The sequence below is a fragment of the Lederbergia ruris genome (genome assembly GCF_018332955.1).
Taxonomy (GTDB): domain Bacteria; phylum Bacillota; class Bacilli; order Bacillales; family Bacillaceae_C; genus Lederbergia; species Lederbergia ruris.
Genome location: NZ_BORB01000043.1, coordinates 1 through 12,469, shown reverse-complemented (window position 1 = coordinate 12,469; position 12,469 = coordinate 1). Strand labels below are relative to the sequence as shown.

General features: G+C 40.2%; 10 protein-coding genes. 2 read left to right on the top strand and 8 right to left on the bottom strand.

Going from position 1 to position 12,469, the window contains the following annotated elements; translation table 11 throughout:
• The first annotated feature begins 14 nt into the window (after positions 1-14).
• Positions 15-2,006: a penicillin-binding transpeptidase domain-containing protein gene (locus KI363_RS18220; protein WP_246516945.1), complete on the top strand. Its 1,992-nt coding sequence runs from the start codon at positions 15-17 to the stop codon at positions 2,004-2,006.
• A gap of 60 nt (positions 2,007-2,066) precedes the next feature.
• On the opposite strand, the gene KI363_RS18215 is transcribed toward KI363_RS18220, so the two are convergent.
• The 4 genes from KI363_RS18215 to KI363_RS18200 all read right to left on the bottom strand — a co-directional run bounded on the left by KI363_RS18215 (position 2,067) and on the right by KI363_RS18200 (position 5,806).
• Positions 2,067-2,795 (bottom strand): glycerophosphodiester phosphodiesterase, encoded by a 729-nt coding sequence (locus KI363_RS18215; RefSeq protein WP_158324359.1) that lies wholly within the window; start codon positions 2,793-2,795, stop codon positions 2,067-2,069.
• Between the two features lie 356 nt (positions 2,796-3,151).
• Positions 3,152-3,916, bottom strand: a complete 765-nt coding sequence (locus KI363_RS18210) for an iron ABC transporter ATP-binding protein (protein ID WP_212967235.1) — start codon at positions 3,914-3,916, stop codon at positions 3,152-3,154.
• Positions 3,913-4,863, bottom strand: a complete 951-nt coding sequence (locus KI363_RS18205) for an iron chelate uptake ABC transporter family permease subunit (protein WP_212967234.1) — start codon at positions 4,861-4,863, stop codon at positions 3,913-3,915. Before KI363_RS18205 ends, KI363_RS18210 begins: the two co-directional genes overlap by 4 nt.
• Complete coding sequence (locus KI363_RS18200) at positions 4,856-5,806, bottom strand: ABC transporter permease (protein WP_212967233.1); 951 nt, start codon at positions 5,804-5,806, stop codon at positions 4,856-4,858. The genes KI363_RS18205 and KI363_RS18200 overlap by 8 nt, the downstream gene beginning before the upstream one ends.
• Before the next feature lie 512 nt (positions 5,807-6,318).
• Between KI363_RS18200 and KI363_RS18195 the strand changes: the two genes are divergently transcribed.
• Entirely contained in the window at positions 6,319-6,990 is a 672-nt protein-coding gene (locus KI363_RS18195; protein WP_212967232.1) for an MgtC/SapB family protein, read from the top strand.
• A 127-nt stretch (positions 6,991-7,117) separates the two neighbouring features.
• Here the strand turns inward: KI363_RS18195 and KI363_RS18190 are convergent, their stop codons facing one another.
• The 4 genes from KI363_RS18190 to KI363_RS18175 form a co-directional block, all read right to left on the bottom strand.
• A complete protein-coding gene (locus tag KI363_RS18190; RefSeq protein WP_212967231.1) occupies positions 7,118-7,876 on the bottom strand; it encodes an SDR family oxidoreductase in 759 nt (252 codons plus the stop codon).
• 307 nt (positions 7,877-8,183) lie between these two features.
• Positions 8,184-9,674, bottom strand: coding sequence for a glycerol kinase GlpK (glpK, locus tag KI363_RS18185; protein WP_212967230.1), 1,491 nt, complete (start codon positions 9,672-9,674; stop codon positions 8,184-8,186).
• Positions 9,675-9,712: 38 nt separating this feature from the next.
• Positions 9,713-10,273 carry a glycerol-3-phosphate responsive antiterminator gene (locus KI363_RS18180; protein ID WP_281414142.1) on the bottom strand — a complete coding sequence of 187 codons (561 nt, stop codon included), beginning with the start codon at positions 10,271-10,273 and terminating at the stop codon, positions 9,713-9,715.
• Positions 10,274-10,400: 127 nt separating this feature from the next.
• On the bottom strand, positions 10,401-12,059 hold the full coding sequence (locus KI363_RS18175) for a glycerol-3-phosphate dehydrogenase/oxidase (protein ID WP_212967229.1): 1,659 nt from the start codon (positions 12,057-12,059) through the stop codon (positions 10,401-10,403).
• Between the last annotated feature and the right edge of the window lie 410 nt (positions 12,060-12,469).

Sequence of the window (12,469 nt, the reverse complement as noted above, 5' to 3'; positions counted from 1 at the left end):
ATGGGGGTGCAGACGTGAAAAAACAATGGTTTCTTATCCTATTTGTTCTTTTGATTATGATTCTAGCAGGATGTAGTGATAAGGTCGCGAAGCCGGAGGATCAATTTGGTGAATATGTGAAGCTTTGGAAAAAACAAGACTTTGATAAAATGTATAACTATCTATCAACAGATACAAAAGAACAAATAAAAAAGAAAGATTTTGTTGAACGTTATAGTAAAATTTATAAAGATTTAGAAATAAAGGATTTAGACATTCAATTTACTAAGCCGGAAGAAGCAACAGATAAAAAAGCAGAAACGGCTGAATTTCCTTTTCATGTTTCCATGAATAGCTTAGCTGGAGAAATCACTTTTGATCAGCAAGCACACTGGGTGAAAGAGGAAGATGATAAAACCACCGAATGGCGTATGAATTGGGATACTACGTTGATTTTTCCTGATTTAGAAGAAGGAGATAAAATTTCCGTTCCTACAATCCCACCGATCCGCGGCGCTATTCTTGACCGCAACGGAATCGCACTCGCTGAAAATGGCGAGGCTTTACAGGTTGGACTTGTCCCTGGAAAAATGGAAGAAAATAACACGGTTCCGAAACTAGCACAATTACTAGGAATCGACGCAAAGAGCATTGAAGACGCTTTGAACCAATCTTGGGTAAAGCCTGATCTTTTGGTTCCGATTAAAACCATCCCAGCAAAAAGTGATGAATTAAGTGAAAAACTATTAGCTCTTCCCGGGGTGCAATTAGGAAAAGCAGAGGCAAGAATTTACCCGCTTGGGGAGCGAGCAGCTCATTTAACAGGAAATTTATCGCCGATTACAGCGGAGGACTTAGAGAAGCACAAAGGGAAAGGTTATACCGATACAGATATGATTGGCAGACGTGGTTTGGAGCTCGTTTTGGAAGAACGTTTAAGAGGAACGCCGGGCGTACAAATCATCATTAAAAAAGAGGATGGCAGCGAGAAAATTCTTGCTGAAAAAGAAGTACAAAATGGCGAGGATGTCGAACTCACGATTGACAGTGCTCTCCAAGTCAACATCTATGATGAATTCGAAGGCAAGCCTGGTACCGCTGCCGCAATTGATCCTGAGACAGGTGAAACCTTGGCACTTGTAAGCAGTCCAGCCTATGATCCAAATGTGTTAACGCTTGGCGCAAACGAGAAGCAATGGAACAAACTACAGGATGATCCGAAACAACCAATGCTCAATCGTTTGAATTCCGCCTTTGCTCCTGGTTCTGTTTTAAAACCGATTACGGCCGCAATTGGTCTAAAAGATGGCACCATAACATGGGACGAAAAATTAACGATTAATGGCAAGGGATGGAAAAAGGATGAATCTTGGGGAAAATACGAGGTAAAACGAGTAAGTGATCCTGGTATCCCGATTGATTTAGAAAAGGCTTTGATCTATTCAGATAATATTTATTTCGCACAAAAAACAATTGAATTAGGTCAGAAAAAGTTTGAAGCCGGTCTAAAAAATTATGGTTTTTCTGAAGATATGCCTTACTTATACCCGATGCATCAATCCACCTATGGTGAGATTGGATCCGATATTGCCCTCGCCGATTCAAGCTATGGTCAAGGACAAGTCGAATTAAGTGTGCTGCATTTAGCCACTATGTATTCAACCTTTACGAATAATGGAAATATGATCAAACCGATCTTGGAAGCGAAAGAGAAAAAAGGCCAAGTTTGGAAAAAAGACCTTTTGACAGAAGAACAGGCGAAGCAGTTAACCGCAGCTCTTCGTAAGGTTGTGGATGATCCTAATGGAACAGCACGTGGAGCAAGAATCGAAGGCTATCCCCTCGCTGGAAAAACAGGAACAGCCGAATACGAAAAAGCAGAGCAAGGTGTAGAAGGAAAAGAAAATGGCTGGTTTGTCGCCTATAATCCCGAAAAGCCCGATCTCATTATTGCTTTAATGGTTCAAGAAGGTGGTTCCGCGGGTGCCATTGATCATGTCACAAATATATTTAAAGAATTACGTTAAGCTATAAAGATGAGGAAAGGAACCAGCACGCCGTTTGGTATGCGGGTTCCTTTCCTATTTTTATAGAAATGAAGCTTCCTCATACATCCTCTTAAAGTCTTCTAACTTATTTGTTGTACACAAAATGTTCGGATAACGACGGAAAATATCAAATTGCCATTGCTTATCTACCGGCCAAACAACAATTTGTAGCCCTGCCGCCTCACATTCCTCAACAAATTCATCTGTTAAGTATTCAATTCGCACAGCAAGGGAAGATGCCTTAATTTCCTTTAAAAAGGTAAATAAGCCAGGGGTAGCACCATGCTGGATCACACCTAATTCAATTTCATCTGACAATTCTCTCATTCTTCGAATAGAATAGTGATCAAAAGAATTGACATAAATCGAATCCATCATCCCGGTTTCTTCAATCACCTGAAGCGCCTTTTCCTCTAACCCAGGATACAGATAACCATGCTGCTTTAGCTCCACAGCTACCTTCATTTTTCCTTTCGCGAATTGAAGCGCTTCCTTTAAAGTCGGAATCGTTTCCGTTCCGCCTACCTTTAACTTTCTAAGCTCTTCAAACGTAAAATCCTTCACAAATCCCTTGGCATTCGTCATCCGATTTACTGTTATATCATGCATCAAAATCGGAACTCCATCTTTACTAAGCTGAACATCAATCTCAATATGACTAAATCCCAACTCATAAGCCGCCCGATACGCTGTTAATGTATTCTCTGGATACTTTCCAGGGTACCCCCTATGGGCAAGTGCCGTAATCAAACCAATTCCCCCGTTCATTTTAGTATAGTAATTCCTCCCAATTAAATCTTAGCAATCTTCCCTAAAAGTTTCTAGATGAAAAGGCTCAAATTTTAGTTTTAGGAAGAGGTTCGATCCTGAAATGTACGTATGGGCTTTCTCTAGCAAAACAAAAGGACGTCCAATCATCAGAAAAATCATGTGATTGAACGCCCTCGTTTTATCCCGCATTAACGGGCAGTAATACCCCCCACCTCAAGGCTTTAGGGAATACGGAGAAGTGTTGGGGGGTAACTGCCCGTAAAAGCCCGATTGGTTCAACTAACAATCAGTGAGGGATGGAAGAAATCCCCACTGATTGAAGTTTCACTTTATCTAAATATATCTCCTCTGATTTAATTAGAATTAAAATACACACAAATCCGGCAATTATTTAATTGTTGAATCGGAATGTCCATATCATAAATCTCCTTCAAAGATTCAGATTGAATAATTTCGTGTGTTGGTCCATCTTTTACAACACGACCATTTTTCAGGGCAACGATTCGATCAGAATAAACGGAAGCAAAGTTAATATCATGGAGAACAATGACGACGGTTTTTCCAAGATCATCTACAAGCCTGCGCAAAATTTTCATAATTTGCACCGAGTGCTTCATATCCAGATTATTCAACGGTTCATCTAGTAAAATATAATCTGTATCTTGAGCAATGACCATGGCGATAAAAGCCCTTTGTCTTTGTCCTCCTGACAATTCCTCAAGATATTGGTCTTGTATATCACGTAACACCATATAATCGATCGCTTCATCTATCTTTTTCTGATCGATATCAGTAAGCCGCCCTTTAGAATATGGGAAACGCCCAAAAGAAACAAGCTCCCGAACGGTTAAACGTACATTCATATAATTGGATTGCTTCAGGATGGATACTTTCTTCGAAAAATCGCCTGACTTCATGCCTTTGACGTTATTTTTGTCTACCAATACCTCACCAGTATCGGCATCTAGCAAGCGACTGACCATGGATAGTAAAGTAGATTTCCCTGCACCATTCGGACCAATGAAAGATGTAATCTGCCCTGGCTGAATATCAACCGTTACATCTTCTACTACACGTTTTTTTCCATACATTTTCGTTAAATTTAGCACTTGAATCATGTGGATCTACTCTCCTTCAACAATAAATAAATGAAATACACTCCACCGATAAAGTTAATAATCACACTTAACGTAGTCGTAAAGGTGAAGACTCTTTCTACTATCCATTGGCCACCGACTAAAGCAACCACTCCCATCGTTGCGGCACCCGTAATTAAAACACCGTGTTTATATGTTTTGAAAAATTGATAAGCAAGATTAGCAACAATTAAACCAAAAAAGGTAATCGGTCCAACTAAAGCTGTAGAAACAGAAATGAGTATAGCGACAATGATAAGCATTTGTTTGACAATTCGATCGTAAGAAACACCCAAATTAATCGCCACATCGCGACCAAGAGATAGAACATCTAAGTATGGTAGGCTTCTCCAACCAAGAATCAAGACAGCTCCAACAAACAATAAAGATATCCATACTAGATCTCCATTGATATTATTGAAACTCGCAAACATCTTGTCTTGCACCATTTGGAATTCGTTTGGATCAATCAACACTTGCAAAAATGTCGAGATACTTTGAAAAAAGGTTCCCACAATAAATCCAACTAAAAGTAGAAAATAAACCGATTGCTGTCCCTTTTTGAAGAGGAAGCGAAAAAGCAATAAAGCGAAAATGATCATCGTAATCACAGATAACAAGAAGTTTACTTGTTTATTCACAATCGTAATATGGTTAGAGCCTAAAAAGAAAATAGCAAATGTTTGAATAAGTAAATAGAGGGAATCTAATCCCATAATACTTGGCGTTAAAATACGGTTATGTGTAATCGTCTGGAAAACGACTGTTGAATACGCGATCGCGACACCAGTAATAATCATCGCCGATATTTTAATAGCCCTTTTCGGCAAAGCATAATCGAAGCTTCCATTTAAATCATGAAATAAGTATAGCGCACAGCATCCTGCAGCGACCAACACAAGAATACCGATTTTCACAGAATTACGCATAAGCTTTCCTCCGGAATAGCAAATATAAGAATATGCCGCTTCCAATGACCCCAACCATCAAGCTAATGGAAATTTCATATGGGTAAATGAGCACACGTCCTAATATATCGCAAATGAGAAGGAAAATAGCCCCTAGTAATGCTGTGTGCGGCAAAGTTTTTCTAATATGGTCGCCTTTCATAATGGAAATAATATTGGGGATAATTAATCCTAAGAATGGAATGGTCCCCACCGTTAACACAACCGTTACCGTAATGAATGCGACGAGGATTAAGCCAATATTGACAATCCGTTTATAAGGAAGACCTAAGTTTTTCGCAAAGTCTTCTCCCATCCCCGCTACTGTAAAACGGTTTGCAAAAAAATAAGCAATGATTAAAACAGGAATACTAATGTATAAGAGTTCATATCTGCCTTTGAGGATCATCGAAAAGTCACCTTGTAACCAAGCAGACATATTCTGAATCACATCCGCTTTGTAGGCAAAGAAGGTTGTAATGGATGACAAAATATTCCCAAACATCATGCCCACAAGTGGTATAAAAATGGCATCTTTAAACTTTATTCGATCTAATATTTGCATAAATAATAAAGTCCCAGCAAGTGCAAAGGCAAAGGCCACAAGCATTTTCTCCAATGTAGAGGCATTTGCAAATAGAAGCATCGAAACAAGAATTCCTAATCTTGTTGCATCTAATGTACCTGCCGTTGTTGGAGAGACAAATTTATTCCGACTCAATTGTTGCATAATCAAGCCAGCAATACTCATTCCGGCACCTGCCAACAAAATAGAAACAAGCCTTGGCACCCGACTAATTAAAAAGACTTGAGTTTCTTCTGATTGAATGTTAATCAGATCTAGAGGCGTAATATTACTTACCCCCACAAATAACGATATAAAAGACGCCAAAATTAAGGCGACAATCAAATACCACGTTTTCATAGGAAACTCCGATCTAGCAAAATTTTCTTAATTTTTTTCCTTCATTCTCATTGAAAATCATTATCAATGAACCAACTACATTATAACACTATCTTAAAGTAAGTCAATGGTGCTCCTCTGTTGGTGCCTGACACGCTCCGGGATTTGTCAAAATTTATTCACATTTCAAATCTCTAATATGTAGGGTCACGAAATATTTTTTTTACGATTTAGATATCTGCCCTTTTCATGCAATAATCATTTTGCTATGATTATTTTATTCTCTTTTTCAACCATTTTTCGGAAGATCTACTTAAAGTGCATGTTCAAAAAGAAGGACAAAAGGACCAATCCGGCTAAATGCGCTGACGTTAATCGTGAACGTCCGACATTAATACATCGTACGTCAAATGTCCAAGGCGGACTTGCACAGGACGTGTCGGTACTTAGTTGAAGATCAATTATCTCGCAGTGTCATTTTTACCGGACTTTTTGAATATCCTCTTAAAATGTAAACATCGGGAGGAAAAACAATGACCCTTGGAAATTATGAAATTTTTATTCGTGTGTTAGTAGCCGGAGTGTTGGGTGCGGTTGTTGGACTAGAGAGGGAAAAAAGATTTAAAGAGGCTGGATTACGAACTCATTTTTTAGTCGCATTAGGAAGCGCTGTCATGATGATTATTTCAAAATATGGGTTTAATGATATTTTGCACGAAGAAGGAATCGGCCTTGATCCCAGTCGTGTTGCCGCTCAAATTGTAAGTGGAGTTGGCTTTTTAGGAGCAGGTATGATTCTTGTCCAACGTCGTTCCATTTATGGACTGACAACAGCCGCTGGTATTTGGGCAACAGCTGGTATTGGCATGGCAATTGGAGCTGGAATGTATGAATTAAGTATTTTCGGAACGATTTTAATTCTTGTTGGATTAGAATTGTTGAATCGCATTTTTAAATTTGCCATTCCTAAAGCATACCAGCTAACAGTCGAGTGTCTCTCAATAGATAGTATCAAAATGGTGATCGAAAATCTTACTCTTCACAAGTTTGCGATTAAAGATTATCGTGTCAAGATGGAAAATGTCGATCATACGACTAGATATGTCTTAGAGTTACACATACAATCAAAAAATCCATTAGAAGACAATCAACTCACCCAGCTACTATACAAATTGAATGGCGTCACATCTATCAATTTTGAGTGACTCCATTCATTTTTCCACAACAAAAAGCGAGTAGCTGATGATTAGTCTCGTCACACATTCTGTGCTACACGCTTTTTGTTTTTAGATCCTTTTAAACTCATTGTTCTTCATCCAAACTTTCTGGCTCCTAATAAGCTGTCCAGCCACCATCTGCAGTAATGACTACACCGTTCACAAAGTTAGAGTCATCTGATCCAAGGAAGAGAGCAATTGTAGCAATTTCCTCCGGATTTCCATTTTTCGGATTGAACTCTGCTCCACTCATTGCTTTTTTCATACCAAATGGATCCGGGTTATCAATCGTCGAGCCTATATTTGTTTCGACCCCGCCAGGAGCAATGGCATTACAACGAATACCGTATTCTGCATATTGAAAAGCTACATTTTTCGTTAACCCAATGGCAGCATGTTTTGAAGCGGTATATGCGGCACCAGCTCTCGATCCATATAGTCCTCCAATTGAGGCGTTGTTGATAATGACGCCACTTTTCTTTTCTTGAAAAATAGGTAAGACTTTGCGGGTTGCTCGCATGACACCTGTTGTATTGATGGCCATGACACGTTCCCATAATTCATCTGTCACGTTGGCAGCTGGGACGAAATTGTCCATAATGCCTGCATTATTCACCAAAATGTCTACTGTCCCATATTCATCTACAGCCGTATCCACCAAGTTTTGAATGTCTTCCTCTTTCGCAACATTCGCCACAACAGCGAGGGCTTGTCCTCCGGCTTCCTCTATCTCTTTCACAACGGCTTGCGTCGTTTCCGGATTGATATCACTCGCAACCACTTTTGCTCCTTCTTTTGCATATAAAAGTGCGATTGACTTTCCCATCCCTGATCCAGCACCTGTCACGATAGCTACTTTGTCTTTTAATTTCATTATTTTCCACCTCCATTTTTTAGGGATCCCCCTTATCTTTAATATATACGATTAATCAAGTTTGTGCAATATTGAACAAAGTATTTTTAAAGAAATTGTTTGAACTTCTCCACAAGCTAGAATGTTGTAATTTTTTTAAAAAAGAGGCTGGGAGAAAAAGCGAAACTGGGTATATATACCCCGCTCCGGAAATATACTTCGCTTTTCGCGGGCGAGTGGCAAGCCTTGTCAGGCTTCGCCAAGCTCTCAATTCCCGCAGGATTCTACGTATATTTCCTCCGCTAAGGTAATACAGCCTCTTTTAAGCTTATTTAAACACCATCGTTGCCTCAATGGCTTTCTTCCATCCATTGTATAGGGATACTCTTTCCTTTTCTTCCATATTAGCTTCGAAGGTTTCGTCTACCTCCCAGAATTTTTTGATTTCATCTTTGGTCTCCCAAAATCCAATTGCAAGTCCAGCTAAATAAGCCGCTCCTAGGGCAGTTGTTTCCTCAACCTTTGGTCGTTCTACCGATACATCAAGTAGATCACTTTGGAACTGCATCAGAAAATTATTTTTGACAGCTCCCCCGTCGACACGCAAAGTTTTCAAGGGGATTCCTGAATCGGCCTCCATGGCATTTAACACATCTTTTGTCTGATAAGCAAGAGATTCCAGCGTCGCACGAATGAAATGTTCTTTCGACGTTCCTCGGGTTAGGCCAAACACTGCCCCCTTCACATCACTATCCCAATAAGGAGTCCCAAGTCCAACAAAGGCCGGTACGACATACACCCCATCTGTTGATGATACCTTTTTGGCGTATTTCTCACTTTCAGCTGCATCTCGAAACATTCTTAATCCATCACGCAGCCATTGAATCGCAGATCCTGCCACAAAAATACTTCCTTCTAAGGCATATTCAATCTTCCCGTCGATTCCCCAAGCAATCGTTGTCAATAAACCGTGTTTAGATTCAACTGCTTGTTCGCCTGTATGTAAAAGCATAAAACACCCTGTTCCATACGTGTTTTTGCCCATACCGCTTTCGAAACAAGTTTGGCCAAATAATGCAGCCTGTTGATCTCCGGCCATTCCAGCAATTGGCACAGCGTGACCAAAGAAATGATAATCCACTGTATGGGCATAGACTTCAGAAGAAGGACGTACTTCCGGAAGCATTGCAGCTGGCACATCTAAAATTCCAAGTAATTCTTCATCCCACTGTAATTCATGAATATTGAACATCAGTGTTCTGGACGCATTCGAATAGTCTGTTACATGAGCTTTCCCACCAGATAGCTTCCACACAAGCCATGTATCAATCGTCCCAAATAAAAGATCGCCCTTTTCCGCTTTCTCTCTAGCCCCTTCGACATGATCCAAAATCCATTTCAGCTTTGTTCCAGAAAAATAAGGATCCAGTAGTAATCCTGTTTTCCTTCTAAAAACATCCTCTAACCCTTGCTGCTTTAGTTCCTCACATATTGGTGCCGTTTGTCGCGATTGCCATACAATCGCATTGTATATCGGCTTGCCTGTATGTCGATCCCATACCACGGTTGTTTCACGTTGATTCGTAATGCCGATTCCCGCAATTTGCTTTGGTTGAACATTCTTATCCACCATAACACCAGCCATTACCGCGAGCACCGAACTCCATATTTCATTAGCGTTATGCTCGACCCAGCCTGAATGTGGGAAATATTGATTAAACTCGACTTGAGATTTATGAAAGATATCTCCCCTTTTATTAAATAAAATCGCTCTCGTACTGGTTGTTCCTTGATCCAAGGCCAAAATATAACGCTCCACCTCACCACTCCTTTTTATTAATGATTATCCTTGTTGGATTAGATTTTTTCAAAGGCCTTCCACAATTCCATTCGGGACGTTGTCACAGCTTCTGCACCGGCCTCTAAAGCGGCTTGCACTTGCTCTTCTGTACGGATTAAGCCGCCTGAAATAATCTTACAACCCGTGTGTGCTTGAATTTCATGAATCAATTCTGACACAACTCCCGGTAAAACTTCAATATAATCGGGCTGTGTGCGTTCAATCAACTGATAACTCTTTTTCAAAGCAATTGTATCCAATAAAAAGGTTCTTTGAATCGCTAAAATGCCTTTCGCTTTTGCTTTCAATATCATATTGGACCGTGTAGAGATAATCCCAGCTGGCTTTAAATCATTACAAATAAATTCTGCCGCATAATCATCTGTATTCAAGCCTTGAATCAAATCGGCATGAACAAGAACCTTTTTCCCACGCTTTTTAGCCGCATGGATGATTTTTCTGAGATTACTAATACGTACTTCAAGTAAAACAAAATATTCATAATGACTCTCTAAAATATGTTCAAAATTCCGTAAATCTCTCAATGCAGGCAAAACCTTCTGTTCATAGAAAGCCACAATTCTATCCCTGCCTTTCTATTGATATGGGGGCCCACAAGATCTGGGTCGGAACATCGTTGCGACGTACAGCGCGCACTTAGCTGTTCATCCTTGTTCATCCATTTGATCCTTACTTTTTACACTCCTATTCGTTTACACCTGCAGCGACACGGGTCGCATGATTCAACTCATGATCTAATGCTTCCTCAGCCTGATCCCGTTCTTCTTCTGACCAGTTCAATATGGAAGCCATTTCCTTGATGACAGCGTCTTTCCACTTATGGACGATCTCGACATCAAATAATAACTCCCCTGTTCTTCGAATAAAGAAGTCTACTGGTTGAACCGTCATTTCATGATGGATCGCATATAAAAGTTGCGCATGCATGGTAACAGGCAATTCCCCTTTTTGTTCTGGCAAGTATTCAAAAACAGTATCCACATTCGTCCCATATAACTTCGCCAATTTACGGCCTTGTTCCTGTGTCAATCCATAACTTTCTGCTTTTTTACTTTTTTCTTGTATAAAAGTTTCTAAATGGGATGATCCACCCATATTTCCACCTGAAATAGGGAGATGTTTTGTTTGACATGCTGCAAAGTCCTGAGAACCACTTTCATTTAATTTACTTACAACCAAATTGACGACCGTTTCTGCCATTTTACGATATCCCGTTAATTTTCCGCCTGCTATGGTAATCAATCCACTATTGGATTCCCAGATTTCATCTTTCCGAGAGATTTCCGATGGGGCTTTACCTTCTTCGTGGATTAAAGGTCTCACCCCGGCCCAACTAGATTCAATGTCAGAATTGGTTACCTTCAGATCAGGAAACATATATAAAATAGCTTTTAGCAAGTAATCGCGGTCTTCCTGGGTCGCATACATATCCGCAGGATCTCCTTCATAAAAGGTGTCAGTTGTTCCTACATATGTTTTCCCATTACGTGGGATCGCGAATACCATCCGCCCATCAGGTGTATCAAAATAAACAGCCTGATGTAACGGAAAGATTGATTCATCAAAAACAATATGCACCCCTTTGGACAAACGCAAATGCTTTTCCGTTTTAGAACCGTCCATGTCACGAAGTTCATCCACCCATGGGCCTGTCGCGTTAACTATTTTGCTCGCTTTTACAGTCACTCTCTTTTCACTAAAACGGTCTTGCACTTCAATCCCGATTACTTGACCTTCCTCATTATATAGAAACTTATCTGCTTTCGCATAATTGACAACCGTTGCACCTTTTTCCACAGCCGACTTCATGACCTCAATGGTGAGGCGGGCATCATCTGTCCGATATTCGACATAATAGCCGCTGCCCTTTAATCCAGACTTTTTAATGAATGGGACCTTTTTTAATGTCTCATCAATGGAGAGCATCTTTCTTCTCTCCGACTTTTTCACACCAGCCAAAAAGTCATACACCATTAATCCAATGGAAGTGCTGAATTTCCCGAACGTTCCTCCTGTATGAAAAGGAAGTAACATCCATTCTGGTGTTGTGACATGTGGGCCATTTTCATAGACAATCGCCCGTTCTTTTCCAAGATCAGCCACTTCTTTGATTTCAAACTGCTTTAAATATCGCAATCCCCCGTGCACTAATTTGGTTGACCGACTTGAAGTACCTGACGCAAAATCATTCATTTCTACAAGCGCCACTTTCAAACCTCTCGTAGCCGCATCCAACGCAATTCCTGCACCCGTTATTCCCCCACCAATCACAAGCAAATCGTATGTCTTTTGCTCCATTTCTTCCAAAACATTCATTCTACTTAAACCAGAAAAATCCTTCATGACGTGTGTCCCTCCCTTTTAAAAAAGGAGATGCAAAAAAGAGACGCAAACAAACACTATAAATGTAGACAATAGTGTTGCTTGGTCTCTCTGCATCTCCAACCATGTATGAACTTACCATTATAGTATCATATTCCTTCTCTCGTTGCATGCTTTATGATTACGGTTCTAAAAAAACTACCCCTTCTTAAAGCTATTGTTCCCACTCTGCAAGGTCTCGATTAATTTCAAGGTTTGAGCAGCCTGGTGAACCCTCCCCTACCAAATCAAAGATTTGGTGGGGGCTTTCCTTGACTTAAATACAGCTTACGTCACGCATGTTTAGTTGCCATTGGCACTAAGCGCCTGATGTAAGTTAATGAATGAAGCCAAAGTAAGCCGAGTTCTAGCTGACAGTTCAGGAACCTTTG

Excerpts from the sequence above, each read along its gene's own strand:
- KI363_RS18195 (WP_212967232.1), top strand. The coding sequence starts at position 6,319 with ATGACCCTTGGAAATTATGAAATTTTTATTCGTGTGTTAGTAGCCGGA.
- KI363_RS18200 (WP_212967233.1), bottom strand. The coding sequence starts at position 5,806 with ATGAAAACGTGGTATTTGATTGTCGCCTTAATTTTGGCGTCTTTTATA.
- KI363_RS18205 (WP_212967234.1), bottom strand. The coding sequence starts at position 4,863 with ATGCGTAATTCTGTGAAAATCGGTATTCTTGTGTTGGTCGCTGCAGGA.
- KI363_RS18210 (WP_212967235.1), bottom strand. The coding sequence starts at position 3,916 with ATGATTCAAGTGCTAAATTTAACGAAAATGTATGGAAAAAAACGTGTA.
- KI363_RS18215 (WP_158324359.1), bottom strand. The coding sequence starts at position 2,795 with ATGAACGGGGGAATTGGTTTGATTACGGCACTTGCCCATAGGGGGTAC.
- KI363_RS18175 (WP_212967229.1), bottom strand. The coding sequence starts at position 12,059 with ATGAAGGATTTTTCTGGTTTAAGTAGAATGAATGTTTTGGAAGAAATG.
- KI363_RS18190 (WP_212967231.1), bottom strand. The coding sequence starts at position 7,876 with ATGAAATTAAAAGACAAAGTAGCTATCGTGACAGGTGCTGGATCAGGG.